Source organism: Pseudomonas sp. GLN_2, from assembly GCF_043106005.1.
In the GTDB taxonomy this organism is placed as follows: Bacteria; Pseudomonadota; Gammaproteobacteria; order Pseudomonadales; family Pseudomonadaceae; genus Aquipseudomonas; species Aquipseudomonas alloputida.
Map to the genome: position 1 here is coordinate 19,436 of NZ_JBICMC010000077.1, position 16,592 is coordinate 36,027.

Annotated in this window: 15 protein-coding genes; 10 read left to right on the top strand and 5 right to left on the bottom strand. The window is 62.5% G+C overall.

Going from position 1 to position 16,592, the window contains the following annotated elements:
* From ACF8Q6_RS17030 to ACF8Q6_RS17065, 8 genes are all read left to right on the top strand, one after another.
* Positions 1–957: a glycosyltransferase family 2 protein gene (locus ACF8Q6_RS17030; protein ID WP_392491755.1), complete on the top strand. Its 957-nt coding sequence runs from the start codon at positions 1–3 to the stop codon at positions 955–957.
* 8 nt (positions 958–965) lie between these two features.
* Positions 966–1,490 carry a serine O-acetyltransferase gene (locus ACF8Q6_RS17035; protein WP_392491756.1) on the top strand — a complete coding sequence of 175 codons (525 nt, stop codon included), beginning with the start codon at positions 966–968 and terminating at the stop codon, positions 1,488–1,490.
* A 5-nt stretch (positions 1,491–1,495) separates the two neighbouring features.
* Positions 1,496–2,473 (top strand): glycosyltransferase family 2 protein, encoded by a 978-nt coding sequence (locus ACF8Q6_RS17040; protein ID WP_392491757.1) that lies wholly within the window; start codon positions 1,496–1,498, stop codon positions 2,471–2,473.
* A gap of 9 nt (positions 2,474–2,482) precedes the next feature.
* Entirely contained in the window at positions 2,483–3,487 is a 1,005-nt protein-coding gene (locus ACF8Q6_RS17045) for a VirK/YbjX family protein (RefSeq protein ID WP_392491758.1), read from the top strand.
* A 49-nt stretch (positions 3,488–3,536) separates the two neighbouring features.
* Positions 3,537–4,739, top strand: coding sequence for a glycosyltransferase (locus ACF8Q6_RS17050; protein WP_392491759.1), 1,203 nt, complete (start codon positions 3,537–3,539; stop codon positions 4,737–4,739).
* Positions 4,736–5,923 carry a glycosyltransferase family 2 protein gene (locus tag ACF8Q6_RS17055; RefSeq protein ID WP_392491760.1) on the top strand — a complete coding sequence of 396 codons (1,188 nt, stop codon included), beginning with the start codon at positions 4,736–4,738 and terminating at the stop codon, positions 5,921–5,923. The genes ACF8Q6_RS17050 and ACF8Q6_RS17055 overlap by 4 nt, the downstream gene beginning before the upstream one ends.
* Positions 5,923–6,675 (top strand): WecB/TagA/CpsF family glycosyltransferase, encoded by a 753-nt coding sequence (locus tag ACF8Q6_RS17060; RefSeq protein WP_392491761.1) that lies wholly within the window; start codon positions 5,923–5,925, stop codon positions 6,673–6,675. The genes ACF8Q6_RS17055 and ACF8Q6_RS17060 overlap by 1 nt, the downstream gene beginning before the upstream one ends.
* Before the next feature lie 177 nt (positions 6,676–6,852).
* A complete protein-coding gene (locus tag ACF8Q6_RS17065; protein ID WP_256819087.1) occupies positions 6,853–8,274 on the top strand; it encodes an undecaprenyl-phosphate glucose phosphotransferase in 1,422 nt (473 codons plus the stop codon).
* A 33-nt stretch (positions 8,275–8,307) separates the two neighbouring features.
* On the opposite strand, the gene ACF8Q6_RS17070 is transcribed toward ACF8Q6_RS17065, so the two are convergent.
* Positions 8,308–9,249 (bottom strand): LysR substrate-binding domain-containing protein, encoded by a 942-nt coding sequence (locus ACF8Q6_RS17070; protein WP_392491762.1) that lies wholly within the window; start codon positions 9,247–9,249, stop codon positions 8,308–8,310.
* A 146-nt stretch (positions 9,250–9,395) separates the two neighbouring features.
* On the opposite strand from ACF8Q6_RS17070, the gene ACF8Q6_RS17075 reads away from it, so the two are divergent.
* On the top strand, positions 9,396–10,772 hold the full coding sequence (locus tag ACF8Q6_RS17075) for an L-serine ammonia-lyase (RefSeq protein ID WP_392491763.1): 1,377 nt from the start codon (positions 9,396–9,398) through the stop codon (positions 10,770–10,772).
* Positions 10,773–10,841: 69 nt separating this feature from the next.
* Here ACF8Q6_RS17075 and ACF8Q6_RS17080 read toward each other — a convergent pair whose 3' ends face one another.
* The 4 genes from ACF8Q6_RS17080 to ACF8Q6_RS17095 form a co-directional block, all read right to left on the bottom strand.
* The gene (locus ACF8Q6_RS17080; RefSeq protein WP_392491765.1) at positions 10,842–11,519 is read right to left on the bottom strand and encodes a DUF3313 domain-containing protein; all 678 of its coding nucleotides are present in this window, start codon (positions 11,517–11,519) and stop codon (positions 10,842–10,844) included.
* 140 nt (positions 11,520–11,659) lie between these two features.
* On the bottom strand, positions 11,660–12,955 hold the full coding sequence (locus ACF8Q6_RS17085; protein ID WP_392491767.1) for an NAD(P)/FAD-dependent oxidoreductase: 1,296 nt from the start codon (positions 12,953–12,955) through the stop codon (positions 11,660–11,662).
* Positions 12,956–12,968: 13 nt separating this feature from the next.
* Positions 12,969–14,057, bottom strand: a complete 1,089-nt coding sequence (locus tag ACF8Q6_RS17090) for a polyamine ABC transporter substrate-binding protein (protein ID WP_392491768.1) — start codon at positions 14,055–14,057, stop codon at positions 12,969–12,971.
* An 80-nt stretch (positions 14,058–14,137) separates the two neighbouring features.
* Positions 14,138–15,496 (bottom strand): glutamine synthetase family protein, encoded by a 1,359-nt coding sequence (locus ACF8Q6_RS17095; RefSeq protein WP_004374294.1) that lies wholly within the window; start codon positions 15,494–15,496, stop codon positions 14,138–14,140.
* A 183-nt stretch (positions 15,497–15,679) separates the two neighbouring features.
* Here ACF8Q6_RS17095 and ACF8Q6_RS17100 point away from each other — a divergent pair, with 183 nt between their 5' ends.
* Complete coding sequence (locus ACF8Q6_RS17100) at positions 15,680–16,579, top strand: helix-turn-helix domain-containing protein (RefSeq protein WP_392491769.1); 900 nt, start codon at positions 15,680–15,682, stop codon at positions 16,577–16,579.
* Positions 16,580–16,592: the final 13 nt, after the last annotated feature.

Below are 16,592 nucleotides of genomic sequence, written 5' to 3' on the forward strand. Positions count from 1 at the left end.
ATGACTAGCAAACCTGTGGATGTCATGGTGGTCAACTTCAACACCGCTGGACTGCTGCAGCCGATGTTCGATGCACTGCGCCGGGCCGACAGCGAGCGGCTGGCCAGTTACCTGGTGGTCGACAATGCCTCGCGCGATGACTCGGTGCAGCGCATGGCCCAGGTGTGCCCCGAGGCACTGCTGCTGAGCAACAAGCAGAACGTGGGGTTCGGCCGGGCCAACAACCAGTTGTTGGCGCACCTCAAGGGCAAGTACGCCTTGCTGCTCAATACCGATGCCTTCGTTGCCGCCGACTCGCTGCAAAAAACGCTGGACTACATGGACGCCCACCCGGAGTGCGGCGTACTGGGGGTGCGCCTGGAAGGTCGCGATGGCGACCTGCAGCCCAGTTGTCGCTACTTCCCCACGCCGCTCAATGTGTTCGTTGGGCGTACCGGGTTGGGGCGGTTCTTCCCAGGGGTAAAGATGGTCGACGACATGAACTGGGACCACGCCTCGGTGCGCGAGTGTGACTGGTTGCCCGGCTGCTTCTACCTGGTGCGCCGTGAAGTGCTCGACAGGGTGGGGCTGTTCGACCCGCGCTACTTTCTTTATTACGAAGAGGTGGATCACTGCAAGCGGGTGAAGGAGGCTGGCTGGAAAGTGGTGTTCTACCCCCATACCACGGTGGTGCATATCGGTGGTGAAAGCTCCAAGTCTGTGGCGGAGCTGGAGGCCGCCAGCCGGCAGATCTCGTCCTATCAGATCGAAAGCGAGTTGCTGTACTTTCGCAAGCATCACGGGGTGGCGGGGCTTGCCCTGCACATGCTGCTGGTGACGCTGGGCGACTTGTTGCTGGCACTCAAGGCGCTGTTGAAACGACGCGGCTGGGGCGCCATACAGGCCTGCTGGCGTCATTGCCGGGCAACCTGGTCTTTGCTGTTCAAGACCCGGTACGCCAGCCAACCGACAAGGTAGGTGGAGCCATGTTCGAGAATATTCGCGCCGACCTGCAGGCCCATGGCGGGGACTGGGGCGCCCAGGGCTTCTGGGCATTGCTGGTGTATCGCTTTGGCCGCTGGCGTTATACGCTGCGCCCGGCACTGCTGCGCAAACTGTGCTCGCTCATCTACAAGGTGCTGTTCAAATTCGTCCAGATCATCACCGGTATCGAACTGCCGTGCGAGGTGGTGATCGGGCGCAACTTCGTCATCGATCATTTTGGCGGCATCGTTGTCAGCGGCTATGCCCGCTTTGGTGATGACTGCCGTATCCGCAACGGCGTGGTGGTGGGCCTGAAGAATGTCGACGAGCCGATTGCCCCGGTGTTCGGCAACAACGTCGACATTGGCACCGGGGCCAAGGTGCTGGGCAGTATTCGCATCGGCAACAACGTGATCATCGGCGCCAATGCCGTCGTGCTGGTAGATGTGCCTGACAATTCTCTGGCAGTGGGGGTGCCGGCCATCATCAAGGCCCGGCAACCGGCCGCCACGGCGTCGGTCGAGTGAGGCCTATGGCAACGGTGATCGGGGTGGTGGTTATCGGCCGCAATGAAGGCCAGCGTCTCGAGCGCTGCCTTGTTTCGCTGGCGCACGGGGCGGACAAGGTCATGTACGTCGACTCGGGTTCCACCGATGGTTCGCTGCAGCTGGCCGCCAACCTTGGCGTGGCGGTGCTGGCGCTGGACATGAGTATCCCGTTCACCGCCGCACGCGCCCGCAATGAAGGCTTTGCCGCCTTGCAGCGCCTGTTGCCATCGATGCAACTGGTGCAGTTCGTCGATGGCGACTGCGAGGTGAATGCCACCTGGCTGGCCACGGCGCAGGCTTTTCTTGAGCAGCACCCCGCCGTGGCAGTGGTGTGTGGTCGCCGGCGCGAGCGCTTCCCGCAGCGTTCGGTGTACAACTTGCTGTGCGACCTGGAGTGGGATACCCCGGTCGGTGAGGCCAAAGCCTGTGGCGGCGATGCGCTGATGCGGGCAGACGCCTTTGCTGCGGTGGGTGGCTTCCGGCCTGACCTGATTGCCGGGGAAGAGCCTGAACTGTGCGTGCGTTTGCGGGCCAACGGCTGGAAAGTCTGGCGACTGGCTGCCGAGATGACCCTGCACGATGCCGGCATGACCCGTTTCAGCCAGTGGTGGCGGCGTAGCCTGCGTGCTGGGCACGCCTATGCCGAGGGCGCCTACCTGCATGGCCAGCCACCCGAGCGGCATTGGCTGCGTGAGTCACGTCGGGCCTGGTTGTGGGGCCTGGGCATACCCTTGGTGATCGCGCTGGCCTGCCTGCTGCTGGGCGGCTGGGGCCTGCTCTTGCTGTTGATCTACCCCCTGCAGGCCGTGCGCCTGGCCCGCCGCGGCGGCAAGTCGACGCGCGAGAACTGGCTGCAGGCTGTGTTTCTGGTGTTGGGCAAATTCCCGGAAATGCTCGGCCAGCTGAAGTTCCTGCGCCACCGCCTTACGGCTGGCAAATCGGCTTTGATCGAGTACAAGTGAGAGAAACCCATGATACTCGGCACCCTCGTGAAAAGCGTGTTTACCTTGCAACCGGGTTACTCGTTGCGGGCGATGCACAACAAGTACAAGTTGGCACGGCAGATCGCCAGGCAGTGGCCTGAGCTGAACGGGTTCATGCAGCGCATGACGGCGGCGCTGGGCCCACATGGTTTGCAGCGCCTGGGTGTGGATTGTATCGGTGTCGTGCAATGGCCTTACATCAGTCGATGCTGGGAGGCGCCACAGCGTCTGGAGGTGGTGGCTTCGCACTTTGAACAGGTAGCTGGGCAGTTCCCGGCGTTGCTGTTGCTGGGGCGCGACGAAAACCTGAAGTTGTGTGACCTGTCCAGCCACTCGCCGGGCTGTTGCCTGGTACTGGACCGGCCAATCTGGTTCAAGCGCGAAGGCGAGCTGGTGCTGAACCTGTTCCAGGCCGACCTGCGTGTGGCATCCCTGGCCTTCTCCCTGGGCCGCAGCCAAGGTGAGACCAGCCTGTTCATCGGTGCGGTGCAGGGTATTCACAAAGGTATCGACAGCGAAACCTCACTGGCTATCTACCGTGACCTGACCAAGGACTTCGAAGGGTTGCGGCCACGCAGCCTGCTGCTCGAAGCGTTGAAATGCCTGGGCAGGACCCTGGGTGTGACGCAGCTGTATGCCGTCAGTGACGCCTGCCGGCACCATCGCCATCCCTATTTTGGCAGCGACAAGGGCCAGGACCTGGCGGCCAACTACGACGTGATCTGGCAGGAACATGGCGCTACAGCGTCTGACCGTGAGGACTTTTTTACCCTGCCTCTAGCGCCGGCTCAACGGGCGGAAGCTGACATTCCGGCCAAGAAACGGGCGATGTACCGCCGCCGCCAGGCATTGCTTGACGATGTTTTCACCCGCTTGCAGGCAGCATTGCCAAGCAGCAACCACAACCTTGGACTACAAGGAAAACAGGGGGATGCATTTGCTGTGAGTGCATCGGCAGTAGACAGGCCGCCCGTAGTCGACAGCCTGAAGTGAAGGTTGCCAGGGAAGGTTGGTCATCAAGCGGGTTTGGATCTGGATTCGTATGCATATTGCTTACTTCATCAATCAGTACCCGAAAGTCAGCCACAGTTTCATCCGTCGCGAAATTCTGGCGCTGGAGCGCCAGGGGGTTGAGGTGCAACGTATAGCCCTGCGTGGATGGGACGCCGAGGTGCAGGATGCCGAGGACGCAGCCGAACGGGGCAAGACCCGCTACGTATTGCAAGGTGGGCTCAAGGGGTTGTTGGCACCGACGTGGCAGGTACTGCGTACGCAGCCGCGGCGTTTTTTCCAGGCGCTGGGGCTGGCCATGCGCCTTGGCCTGCGGGCCGACCGTGCCTGGCCCTACCACCTGGTCTACCTGGCCGAGGCCTGCCTGGTGCTGCAATGGTTGCAGGCCGGGGAGGCCACACATGTGCACGCGCATTTCGGCACCAACTCTACTGAAGTGGTCATGCTGGCCAACGTCCTAGGCGGGCCGGCATACAGCTTTACCGTGCACGGGCCGGAAGAATTCGACAAACCACAGTTCTTGCACATGGGTGAGAAGGTGCAGCGCGCCGCCTTTGTCGCGGCGGTGAGCTCGTACGGGCGCAGCCAGCTGTACCGTTGGGTGGCGCACGAGCACTGGGGCAAGGTGAAGGTGGTGCATTGCGGACTGGAGCGTGGTTTTCATGAGGTGGCGCCAGTCGATGTGCCATCGGCGCCACGGCTGGTGTGTGTTGGGCGCCTGTGCGAACAGAAGGGCCAGCTGCTGTTGCTCGAAGCGGCGCGCTGTCTCGCTGCCCGGTCGATCACCTTCGAGCTGGTGCTGGCGGGTGACGGTGAAATGCGCGAGCAGATCGAGGCCTTGATTGCCCGGCACGGCTTGCAGCAGCAAGTGCGTATCACTGGCTGGATCAGCAGTGCGCAGGTACGTGAGGAAATCCTGGCCGCCCGTGCGCTGGTGCTACCCAGTTTCGCCGAGGGTTTGCCCGTGGTCATCATGGAGGCCATGGCCTTGCGCCGGCCCGTGCTCACCACCTATGTAGCGGGTATCCCCGAGCTGGTGCGGCCTGGCGAGAACGGCTGGCTGTTCCCTGCCGGCGCCGTGGACGAGCTGGCAACAGCCATGGCCGACTGCCTGGCGCAACCGGCCGAGGTACTGCAGCGCATGGGCGAGGTGGCCTACCAGCGTGTGGTGCAACGGCATGACATCGACACCGAGGCGGCCAGGCTGGCCGGCTATTTCAAGGCATACGCATGATAAGTGTATTGGGTTGGTTACTGGGCCTGTTGGCGATCATCGTCCTGGTACCGGTGTTGGTGCTGGTGCTGCAAGTGTTGCTGGCTTGCCTGCCGGCGCGGTCGAGGCCCAAGGGCATTGGCGAGCGCCCGCGAGTGGCGGTGTTGGTGCCCGCCCACGATGAGGCGTTGGTCATTCGTGCGATGCTGGCCAGCGTTACGCCGCAACTGCTGGACGGCGACCGCTTGCTGGTCGTGGCGGACAACTGTTCGGATGACACGGCCCAATTGGCACGTGAGGCCGGCGCCGAAGTGGTAGAGCGCCACGATACGCGGTTGCGCGGCAAAGGTTACGCATTGGATTTCGGCGTGCGCCACCTGGCTCAGCGGCCACCCGAGGTGGTTATCGTGGTGGATGCCGACTGCCAGGTGGGCGAGGGGGCGATCGATTGCCTGGCGCGCCGCTGCCACGCACTTGCCCGCCCGGTACAGTCGCTGTACCTGATGCGTGCACCGGCAGGTGCCGGGTTGCGGGTGCAAGTTGCCGAGTTTGCCTGGCGGGTCAAGAACCTGGTGCGGCCACGCGGCTGGGCGCGCCTGGGCCTGCCATGTCAGCTGATGGGCGCGGGCATGGCGTTCGGCTGGCACGATCTGAGCCTGATCAACCTGGCCAATGGTCATCTGGTCGAGGATGTGAAGCTGGGCCTGGACCTTTGCCAGCAGGGTAAACCGCCTGCTTTCTGCCCCGAGGCACTGGTCACTAGCCAGTTCCCGCTTAGCCAGCAAGGCCTCAACAGCCAACGCACCCGCTGGGAGCATGGCCATCTGGGCTTGATGCTTGCCGACGCACCCAAACGGGCGATGGCTGCAATCACCCAGCGCAACGCTAGCCTGGCGGCCTTGACCCTGGACCTGCTGGTGCCGCCCCTGGCGTTGCTGGTACTGACCTTGCTCGGGCTTAACCTGGTGACCTGGCTGGCGTACCTGCTGTTCGGCCTGGCGGCGCCCGCGTGGCTCGCCTTTGCCGGTTTGGCCTTGCTGGCCTTCGCTGTGACGTTGGCCTGGGCGCGCTTCTGCCGTGAAGTGATACCGTTCTCGGTGTTGTTGTACGCGCCGTTTTACGCGGCCAGGAAAATGCCCTTGTACCTGAGTTTCCTGATCAAGCGCCAGGTTGAATGGGTGCGTTCAAAACGGGATGACGACTGATGGATCAGTGGCAGAGTCGCTGGAAGCGTGTGATCGACCAGCTGGAAGTGATCGCTGATGGCGCCGCTGTGCAGCGCCTTCTCGACCGCCTGGCTACGCCGGATACGGGCACCGTGCTGGGCTTCGTCAACGCCCATGCGATGAACCTGGTGGTGCGCGATGGTGGCTACAGCCAGGCACTGTCGGCCGCAGATGTGCTGCTGCGCGATGGCGCCGGCATGGCGATTCTGTATCGCCGCCTGGGCCTGGAACCCGGGCTGAACATGAACGGCACTGACTTCATTCCCAGGCTCATGGCTGCTTACCGAGGGCGCAAGGTCGCCTTCTGGGGCACCCGGCAACCCTACCTGGACCAGGCCGTGCGGCGCTGTGAAGCCGAGTTTGGCATCGTGCCGGTGTCGGTTCACGATGGCTTCGCCAGCCTTGAAACCTATTTGCAGCTGGCCCGCGAGCAGCAACCCGAGCTGATCGTGCTGGGCATGGGCATGCCCAAGCAAGAAGCGGTGGCAGCGGAGTTGGCAGTCACTGGCGGGCCATGCCTGATCGTGTGCGGTGGGGCGATCCTGGACTTCCTCGGCGGCAAGGTCAGCCGTGCCCCTGAATGGCTGCGGCGTTTGGGGGGCGAGTGGCTGTACCGCCTGCTGCGCGAACCCACGCGCCTGTTTATGCGATACGTGGTGGGCAATCCGCTATTCCTGTTGCGCACCCTGCTGTACCGGCGGGCGGCGGTTTCGGCCAGGCGGGCCCCATGAATCGGTCAACGATCGCACAAGCGGTGATTCCGGGTACGCCAGCAGCGGGTGGCTGCTACAGTGATATCAATCGCTTGAGGGCGCCACGCGCCTGCTGCACGGGCTTTGCGTAACCTGTTTTCAAGACTTGCTGTTTGATGGAAGGCACTTGCTACGCTCATTTTGATGAGGTCTGAAATGGTTTTCGAACCCAGAAGCAGTCGTTCCTTACTCCAGAGAAGAAGCAGTGTCAGTAACGCCATTCAGGCCGGTCTCGATGGTATTGCGGTCACCGGTATTGCCTGGTACCTGATCTACGACCAGTTCGGCTATATCACATCCGATTACGTGATCATGCTGCTGTTGCTGATTGGCGCACTGGCCGTCATTTATGATTATTACGCCATCTACCGCACCAACGTCGGGCTTTCGATCAAGGCGTTCCGCCTGTTCAAGGCCTGGTCGGCAACGTTTTGCTTCCTGGTCGTCATGGCGTTCCTGACCAAACAGAGCGAAACCTATTCACGGCTATTGGTGGTGCAACTGTTCGTCATAGGTTATGTCGCCCAGCTATTCTTGCATTTTGCCGTGCGCGAACTGCAAAAGCGCTTTAGCGCGCATGCGCGCCTGGACAATGCCCTGATCATCGGCAACGGTGACCTGGCCAACTTCCTGTATCAGAAAATCAGCAACAACCCGTGGTTTGGCGAGCGGGTGCTGGGCTGCGTGCTGCTCGACAAAGGCGATGGGCAGGGGTTGGAGAGTGCCGAGGGCAAGCAGCGCCTGCCAGTGCTGGGGCATATTGGCGACCTCGACGAGCTGGTGGCCCAACACGGCATTCGTACGGTGTACCTGGTGACGCCACTGGGTGGCTCCGAGGTCATCAACGACGTGTATTTCAAGTTGCTCGACAAGTGCATTGCGGTGAACTGGGTGCCGGATATCTTCTCGTTGCGCCTGATCAACCACAGCGTGCGGGAAATTGCCGGCATTCCGGTGCTGACCTTGTCGGAGACACCCTTGACGGGCATGAGCCTGTTCTTGAAAAACCTTGAGGACCGGGTGCTGGCCGCGTTGATTTTGCTGTTTGCATCACCCGTATTGCTGGCTGTTGCGCTGGCCATCAAGATCGACAGCCGCGGGCCGGTGTTCTTCCGCCAGGAACGTACCGGCTGGACAGGAGAATCGTTCCGTATCTGGAAGTTTCGCAGCATGCATGTTCATCAACCGGAAGCAGGTGTGGTCAAGCAGGCGCAGAAGAATGACCCACGGTTGACCCGGGTCGGCGCCTTTATCCGGCGTACAAGCCTTGATGAACTGCCACAATTGTTCAATGTGCTGACCGGGGAAATGTCCCTGGTAGGGCCGCGGCCGCATGCCTTGCAACATGACACCTTGTATTCGCAGGATATCGTTGACTACTTTGCCCGCCACAATATCAAGCCCGGCATGACAGGTTTGGCGCAGGTGCGCGGGTTCAGGGGGGAGACCAAGGATATCGAGCAAATGATCCAGCGAGTCGACTCGGACATCGAGTACATCAACAACTGGTCGTTGTGGCTGGACTTCGTGATCCTGGTGCGCACGCTCAATGCCTTCACCGGTAAGCAGGCCTATTGAGCGAAGCGCTCCTGCTCAGGCGCGCCCAGGTGGCTATTCCTTGTTCAACGGATGCAACGCCCTGAACCCCCGCGCTTCTTCCACCAGCCAGTCATGCACCGCCCGCGCACCTGGCTGGTTCAAGCCGCCTGGCGGGTAATGCACCACATAACGCTTGTGGTTGGCGATCGGTACACCAAAGGGCACGATCAGTGCGCCGCGCTCCAGTTCGTCATTGAGCAGCGTGCGGCGGGCAATCGCCACGCCGATACCGGCAATCGCCGCCTCGATGGTCAGGTGGTTGCGGTTGAAGGTGTGCCCGCGCCGCACATCCAGGCCGGCGGCGCCGATGCCTTCCAGGTAGAACTCCCACTCGGCATATTCCGAACTGCCACGCCAGGCGGTGATGTCATGCAGCAGTGGGTAGTGCGCCAGGTCAGAGGGGCCGTGCAGCGGTGGTCGCCCGCGCAGCAGGGCAGGTGAGCACACCGGGAAGATCTGCTCGTCCAGCAGCGGCGTCGAGAGCATGCCTGGGTAGCTACCATCGTTCAGGTCAATGGCCAAATCGAAATCACCCGGGGTCAGCGCCTGGGCACTGTCTTCGGCGACCAGGCGCAGTTCGATATCCGGGTAGCGTTGTTGAAAACGCGGCAAGCGCGGCGTGAGCCATTTGGCCAGAAACGAGGGGATCGAACGCACACGCAATGTGCCGCGGATTTCCCCCGCGTCCAGCCGCAGCAGCTCGGCTTCGATACTGCCGTAGGCCTCCGCCACCGTCTGGGCCAGGCGTTGCCCCTCGGCGCTCAGCTCCACGCCGCGCGCCCGTCGCAGGAACAGCCGGTAGCCCAGGCGCTCTTCCAGCTGGCGCATCTGCTGGCTGACCGCGCCCGGGGTGATGTGCAGCTCTTCGGCACAGCGGGTGAAGGACAAGTGCCGGGCTGCGCAGGCAAAAACATGCAGCCAGACGAACATCTGACCGTTGAGTTGTCGTCGCATCGTTTAGTACCACTAAAGGCTTGCTTAGGAAGTTTCGTTGGTCATCCGTGAGCCACCGCGGCAGTATCGCGCAAAATCGCAATAACGCTCAATTTCTTCAGACAACCGTACCCTGGATGCATGTCAGGGTAGGGTCAGGCATTAGCATGGCTATCAGTGTTTTCGACCTTTTCAAAATTGGCATCGGGCCGTCCAGTTCCCATACCGTGGGCCCGATGCGGGCGGCGGCCACCTTTGCCCAGGCCTTGCGTGCGCAGGGGCTGCTGGCCCAGGTAACGCGCGTGCAAGTGCGGCTGTATGGCTCGCTGTCGGCTACCGGGGTTGGCCATGCCACCGACCGCGCGTGCCTACTAGGCTTGATGGGGCAGTGGCCGGACCGCATCGACCCGGCCACGATCGAGTCGCGCATCGGCCAGGTCCTGCAAGAGCACTGCCTGATGCTCGACGGTAGCCATCCGCTGGCCTTCGACTATGGCCGTGACATGCTGCTGCTCGACGAGAGCCTGCCTTATCACCCCAATGCCATGAGCCTGGAAGCCATGGACGGGCAGCACAGCCTGTTGAGGCAGACCTATTTTTCGGTGGGTGGCGGCTTCATCGTCGAGCAAGCCGAAATCGATGCGCCGGCAAGCGACACGAATGCCGTGATGCTGCCTTATGAGTTCGACAGTGGTGCCCAACTGCTGGCTTTGTGCAAGGCCCACAACCTGAGTGTGGCGCAACTGATGATGGCCAACGAATGCGCCTGGCGCCCGGAGGCCGAGGTGCGCGAAGGCTTGCTGCGCATCTGGGCGGCCATGCGTGAGTGCGTGGCGAACGGCTTGCGCAACGAGGGCGTCCTGCCGGGCGGCTTGCACGTCAAGCGCCGCGCCGCGCGGTTGCATCGCAGCCTGCAGGAGTTGGGCAAGCCCAACGTGATCGGCTCGACCCTTGGCGCCATGGAGTGGGTCAACCTGTTCGCCTTGGCGGTCAATGAAGAGAATGCTGCCGGTGGGCGTATGGTTACCGCGCCCACCAACGGGGCAGCCGGCATTATCCCGGCGGTGCTGCACTATTACATGAAGTTCAACCCCGGTGCCTGCGATGCTGATGTGGTGGACTTCCTGCTTGGCGCAGCGGCGGTTGGCATCCTGTGCAAAAAGAACGCCTCGATTTCCGGTGCCGAGGTGGGTTGTCAGGGGGAGGTGGGCTCAGCCTGTTCGATGGCTGCTGCCGGCCTGGCGCAGGTACTGGGCGCTACGCCGCCCCAGCTTGAAAACGCCGCCGAAATTGCCCTGGAGCACAATCTTGGGCTGACCTGCGACCCGGTGGGTGGCCTGGTGCAGGTGCCGTGCATCGAGCGCAATGCGATTGCTGCGGTCAAGGCGATCAATGCTGTGCAGATGGCGCTGCGGGGGGATGGCGAGCACTTCATCTCGCTCGATCGGGTGATCCGCACCCTGCGTGATACCGGGGCGGACATGCATGCCAATTACAAGGAAACCTCGCGCGGCGGTTTGGCGGTCGCTTTTGTCGAGTGCTGAGTTTTAACGCGGTCAACTGGAGCGGCCTTGTGTCACGATGGGCCGCTCCTGAACCAGGTTGCGACGGACTCAGCGGCCTTTCTGCTTGGCTGCCACGAAGCTCGCACGCATGTCCTTGGCCCAGCCATCGAGCACCGGCTTGACGTCATTCAAGGTCAGCTTCTGGGTATCGTTCTCCAGTTCCTGGCCCGCGCCCTTGCGGACCACCTGGGCCAGTACCTTCTGGCTGGCGCCGTCCAGGAACGCTGCCTCCACACCGACATCCACGTCCTGGTCACGGCCACCCATGGCGGTATTCACACCTGCCGCGATAAGCGCGATAGGGATCACCTCGTAAGGCCTGAGGCCCTCGTTACTGGTGGACACTGCCGTGATCGCCGGGCGTACCACGATCACGCCCGGGCCAGGCCCCTTGGCCAAAGGCATCACGCTGCCCATTTCGCGGCGCAGGGCCTCGTTGAAGTAGCGGGTGATTTCCTGCAGCGTTTGCTGCGAGATAACCGTTGTGGGCTGCGGCTTGGGGTAGAACTGGCTTGGCTCGACGAACACCTGGCTGTACTGATTGATATTGACCTTGGGGTCGATCCAGCGCATGACCGGGTCACCCGACGGGCTCTTGGCCTCTTGCAGCCGGCTGTAGTCTTTGAGGAAGCCGGAGTAATCCTTGGGGTCCACGCGGTTGCTGGAGCAGGCGGCCACGGCAAGCAGCGCGGCGCACAACAGGGTAATGCGAGGCAATGATTTCATGATGAAAAGGCATCCATGAGAGGTCGGCCTCAACAACGCTAGCAGGTGCGAGGCAGTTGGCCAGTGGACGGGGCAATCCTCGTTGAAAAGAACACAGTGCATGGCTCGCCCTTGGGGGCGCTGCAAACGTTGCTGCCCACTCAACCCAAGGCCTCACGCAAGCGGTACCACAACATGCCCAATGCCAGCAGAGGTGAGCGCAGAGCCTTGCCGCCGGGGAAGGTCAGGTGCGGCACGGCGCTGAACACATCCAGGCCGTGGCTGTGGCCGAGCGCGATGCTTTCGGCCAGCAGTTTCGCCGTCCAGTGCGTCACGTTCAGCCCGTGGCCTGAATAGCCCTGGGCGTAATACACGTTGGGGTGCTGGTTCAGGCGCCCGACCTGGGGGAAACGGTTGGCGGTGATACCGATCATGCCACCCCACTGGTAGTCGATGCGCACGTTGGCCAGTTGCGGGAACACCTTCAATACCTTCGGCCGCATGTACGCGCCGATGTCTTTAGGGTCGCGCCCGGAATAGTGGCAGGCGCCACCGAACAGCAAGCGGCGGTCTGCGGTGAGGCGATAGTAGTCCAGGCCGACTTTCTGGTCGCACAGCGCCATGTTCTGCGGGATCAGGCTGCTGGCCAGCGCTTCGGGCAAGGGTTCGGTGGCCACCACATAGCTGCCGGCCGGCAGTACCTTGCCGCTCAGGCGCGGTTCCAGTTCATCGAGGTGGGCGTTGCAGCCCAGCACCAGGCTGCTTGCGCGCACCTTGCCGCGCGCCGTGTGCAGCGTCAACCTGGGCCCGTGCTCAATGCGCAGCACCGGGCTTTGCTCGAAAATGCGCACGCCCAGGCTGTGGGCCGCGCGGGCTTCGCCCTGGACCAGGTCAAGTGGGTGCAGGTGGCCCGAGCCCATGTCGACCAGCCCGCCAGCGTACTGGTCGCTGGCGACGATCTCGTTCAGTTGCCCGGCGCTGACCAGGCGTGTTTCATGGCGATAGCCCAGGGCGGCCAGGTCGTCCTGTTCCTCCTTGAAGGCGGCGAACTGCGCCGCGGTGTTGGCCAGTTCGCAGAAGCCCCAGCGCAGATCGCAGGCAATGCCGTAGCGGGCGATGCGCTCGGCCACCAGTTCCACTGAGTCGATGCCGGCCTGCTTCAGGTAGCGCACACCGTCCTGGCCGACATGCCGGGCAAAGCCGCTGACATCATGGCCGATACCGCGAATCAGCTGGCCGCCATTGCGCCCACTGGCGCCCCAGCCGATGCGTCGGGCTTCCAGCAGTACCACCGAGAGGCCGCGCTCGGCCAGCTCCAGGGCTGTATTGACCCCGGTCAGTCCGCCGCCGATCACGCATACGTCGGCCGTCAGTTCGCTGTCCAGGCTGGGGTAGGGTGCCGCGTCGCGCGCTGTGGCGGCGTAGTACGAGGCGGTGTGTTGGGTATTGAAAGACATGAGCGTTCTCGACTCAGCGGTTGGACTTGATCTTGCTCCAGGAGCGGGTCATGACGCGCATGATTTTCGGGCTCGGGGTGCTGGAGATGTACAGCTTGTCCAGCACCTCCTGGGATGGGTAGATCTCGGGGTTGTTCACCAGCGATGCATCCATGTAGGCCTTGGCGTCCGGGTTGGCGTTGGCATAGCCGACCGTGGCGCTGACCTTGGCAATCACTTTGGGGTCGAGTAGGTAGTTGATGAACGCCAGGGCCTGCTCGGGGTTGTTGGCGTCCTTGGGGATGGCCAGCAGGTCGAACCACAGGTTGCTGCCTTCCTTGGGAATGCTGTAGGCGACCTTCACGCCGTTTTTCGCCTCTACGGCGCGGTTGGCAGCCTGGAACACGTCGCCGGAGTAGCCGAACGCGATGCAGACATCACCGTTCGCCAGGTCAGAGACGTACTTGGAGGAGTGGAAGTAGGTGATATAGGGGCGCAGTTCGAGCAGGCGGGCCTCGGCCTTGGCGTAGTCGCCCGGTTTTTCGCTGCGCGGGTCCATGCCCAGGTAGTTGAGCACGGCCGGGAACAGCTCGTCGGGCGAGTCCATGAATGCCACGCCGCACTGCTTGAGCTTTTTCAGGTTTTCGGGCTCGAACAGCACCGCCCACGAGTCGATATGGTCCACACCCAGTGCCGCTTTGACCTTGTCGACGTTGTAGCCGATGCCATTGGTGCCCCACAGGTAAGGCACGGCGTACTGGTTGCCGGGGTCGTTCTGTTCAAGTTGCTTGAGCAGTTTGGGGTCCAGGTGCTGCCAGTTCGGCAGCTTGCTGCGGTCCAGCGGCAGGAAGGCGCCGGCCTGGGCCTGGCGTGCGAGGAAGTGGTTGGACGGTACCACCACGTCATAACCCGTGCGCCCGGCCAACAGCTTGCCTTCAAGGGTTTCGTTGGAGTCGAACACGTCATAGACCACCTTGATTCCGCTGCTGGCCTGGAAGTCGGCCAGGGTGGTGTCACCGATGTAGTCGGTCCAGTTGTACACACTGACCGTGGGCGCGGCCTGGGTGGTGGTGGCGAACAGCAGGGTGAATGCAGCGGGGATCAGGGCTTGCAGATGACGCATGGGAACACCTCGTTGGTCTTGTTCTTCGAGTTCGGAGCAGGCTTGCCTTTGCATGGGGTGCAGAGCACCCCCGCGGTGGATCAGACACTCAGCATCAGGAATTCACGCTCCCACGAGCTGATGACGCGCTTGTAGTTCTCGTGCTCGGCGCGCTTGACCGCCACGTAGCCCTGGACGAACTGCTTGCCCAGGTACTGCTGCACGGTTTCGCAGTCTTCCATGTGCTGCAGCGCATCCTCGATGGTGATCGGCAGGCGCAGGTTGCGGCGTTCATAGGCGCGGCCCTGCACCGGTGCGCTAGGGTCGATCTGCTCGACCATGCCCAGGTAGCCGCACAGCAGGCTGGCAGCGATGGCCAGGTACGGGTTGGCATCGGCGCCCGGCAGGCGGTTTTCCACCCGCATCGCCTCAGGGCTGGAGGTGGGCACGCGCAGGCCGGCCGTGCGGTTTTCTTCGCCCCACTCGACGTTGACCGGTGCCGAGGTATCCGGCAGGAAGCGGCGGAACGAGTTGACGTTGGGCGCGAACATCGGCAGCAGCTTGGGGATGTACTTCTGCAAGCCGCCGATGTGATGCAGGAACAGCGGGCTCATGCTGCCGTCTTCGTTGGCAAAGATCGGTTTGCCAGTGGCGATGTCGACCACGCTCTGGTGCAGGTGCATGGCACTGCCGGGTTCATCGGTGATCGGCTTGGCCATGAACGTGGCGGCCACGTTGTGCTTGAGCGCGGCCTCGCGCATGGTGCGCTTGAACACGGTGATCTGGTCGGCCAGGTCAAGCGCGTCGCCGTGACGGAAGTTGATTTCCATCTGCGCGGGGCCGTCTTCGTGAATCAGCGTGTCCAGGTCCAGGCCCTGGATCTCGCACCAGTCGTAGACGTCCTCGAACAGGGGGTCGAATTCGTTGGCGGCGTCGATCGAGAACGACTGACGGCCACTTTCAGCACGGCCGGAACGCCCCAGTGGTACCTGCAGTGGCAAATCCGGGTCTTCGCAGCGCTTGGTCAGGTAGAACTCCATCTCGGGCGCGACGATCGGCTGCCAGCCCTTGTCGGCGTACAGCTTGAGCACCTTCTTCAGCACGTTGCGTGGCGAAAGCTCGATAGGGTTGCCTTGCTTGTCGAAGGTGTCATGGATCACGATCGCGGTTGGCTCGATCGCCCACGGGATCTGGTAAACGGCGGTGGGATCGGGGCGGCAGACCATGTCGATGTCGGCAGCGTCGAGCAGGTTGTAATAGATGTCATCGTCGACGTAGTCGCCGGTGACCGTCTGCAGCAGCACGCTTTCTGGCAGGCGCATGCCTCGCTCATGGAGGAACTTGGCGGTGGGCGCAATCTTGCCGCGGGCGATGCCGGTCAAGTCGCTGATCACGCATTCGACTTCGGTGATCCGGTGTTCTTTCAGCCAGGTGGACAGCTGATCGAAGGGGGCGTTCATACAGACCTCTTGGTTGGGTTTTAGTGGGGGAGCGTGGGCGCTTGCGAAAACCGTTGAACAGTTGCGAAGGCGTTACGCTTCCCAGGTGACGCGCTGCAGACTATCTTGGTCGCAGTCCCCCGGGGCAATCTATCCACTTTCTTCAGTATCGAATGCACCAAAAGAGTGCATACAGGACGATGTGTGACAACCGCCAATGCGTTGAAGGTTCAGGCTTTCCACACCACTGATGTCACCGAGCAAGTGCGCGCCACCCCTGGCTGGCAGCAGCAGTACCGGCAGATGTCGCCCGGGTACTTCAGCGGTGAGCTGCGGTGTCTGGGGCTGGAGGGTGTGGAGGTGTACGAAGAGCGCCTGAACACCCGGGTGGAGCAGTTCTTTCGCGCGCCAAGCGGCTCACTGGCGTTTTGCTTCGACCGCAGCGAGAACAGCCTGTACCTGCTGAACGAACAAAGCCGCAATATCTGGATCACGCCGGAGAACTACCACGAAGTGGCGGTCGTGTTCGACCAGGCGTTCCTGGCCCGCCATGGGCTGGACCCGCAGCGTCTGGAAGGGTTGTTCATGGTGCCATTGGGGAGCGGCCAGAATGCGCTGTTCGGCAGCTGGCTCAGCGCCACCTTGACCCGGCTGGGCGAGGAGGGTTGCCCGTCGCAAGGGCAGGCCCTGGCTGAGCAGTTGCTGGAGGACTGCCTGTTCATTCTCGACAACGCCAGCCAGCGTTTACAGGGCGTGGCCTTGGGGCGGCGGGACGAGGAAAGGGCGATCATGCACCGGGTCAGCGAATGGGCGGCCGACTGCCCGGAAGAGACGCTGAACCTGCTTGAGCTGGCAGATGTGGCTGGCGTTTCCCTGCGCCAGTTGCAGCAGGCGTTCAAGGCGTTTACCGGCATGCCGCCGGCGCACTGGCTGCGCCTGCGCCGGCTCAACGGTGCGCGGCGTGATTTGTTGCGCGGTGGCGGCGTGACCGTGGCCGAGGTGGCGATGCGTTGGTCGTTCTGGCATTTAGGAAGGTTTTCAGAGAGTTACCGGCAGTTGTTCAAGGAGTTTCCCAGTGAAACATTGAAGCGCTGCAGGGGTTGAGGTGGAGGCGGGG

What these genes read in the sequence shown, in the direction of transcription:
- ACF8Q6_RS17030 (WP_392491755.1), top strand. Translation starts at nt 1, where the DNA reads ATGACTAGCAAACCTGTGGATGTCATGGTGGTCAACTTCAACACCGCT.
- ACF8Q6_RS17035 (WP_392491756.1), top strand. Translation starts at nt 966, where the DNA reads ATGTTCGAGAATATTCGCGCCGACCTGCAGGCCCATGGCGGGGACTGG.
- ACF8Q6_RS17040 (WP_392491757.1), top strand. Translation starts at nt 1,496, where the DNA reads ATGGCAACGGTGATCGGGGTGGTGGTTATCGGCCGCAATGAAGGCCAG.
- ACF8Q6_RS17045 (WP_392491758.1), top strand. Translation starts at nt 2,483, where the DNA reads ATGATACTCGGCACCCTCGTGAAAAGCGTGTTTACCTTGCAACCGGGT.
- ACF8Q6_RS17050 (WP_392491759.1), top strand. Translation starts at nt 3,537, where the DNA reads ATGCATATTGCTTACTTCATCAATCAGTACCCGAAAGTCAGCCACAGT.
- ACF8Q6_RS17055 (WP_392491760.1), top strand. Translation starts at nt 4,736, where the DNA reads ATGATAAGTGTATTGGGTTGGTTACTGGGCCTGTTGGCGATCATCGTC.
- ACF8Q6_RS17060 (WP_392491761.1), top strand. Translation starts at nt 5,923, where the DNA reads ATGGATCAGTGGCAGAGTCGCTGGAAGCGTGTGATCGACCAGCTGGAA.
- ACF8Q6_RS17065 (WP_256819087.1), top strand. Translation starts at nt 6,853, where the DNA reads ATGGTTTTCGAACCCAGAAGCAGTCGTTCCTTACTCCAGAGAAGAAGC.
- ACF8Q6_RS17070 (WP_392491762.1), bottom strand. Translation starts at nt 9,249, where the DNA reads ATGCGACGACAACTCAACGGTCAGATGTTCGTCTGGCTGCATGTTTTT.
- ACF8Q6_RS17075 (WP_392491763.1), top strand. Translation starts at nt 9,396, where the DNA reads ATGGCTATCAGTGTTTTCGACCTTTTCAAAATTGGCATCGGGCCGTCC.
- ACF8Q6_RS17080 (WP_392491765.1), bottom strand. Translation starts at nt 11,519, where the DNA reads ATGAAATCATTGCCTCGCATTACCCTGTTGTGCGCCGCGCTGCTTGCC.
- ACF8Q6_RS17085 (WP_392491767.1), bottom strand. Translation starts at nt 12,955, where the DNA reads ATGTCTTTCAATACCCAACACACCGCCTCGTACTACGCCGCCACAGCG.
- ACF8Q6_RS17090 (WP_392491768.1), bottom strand. Translation starts at nt 14,057, where the DNA reads ATGCGTCATCTGCAAGCCCTGATCCCCGCTGCATTCACCCTGCTGTTC.
- ACF8Q6_RS17095 (WP_004374294.1), bottom strand. Translation starts at nt 15,496, where the DNA reads ATGAACGCCCCCTTCGATCAGCTGTCCACCTGGCTGAAAGAACACCGG.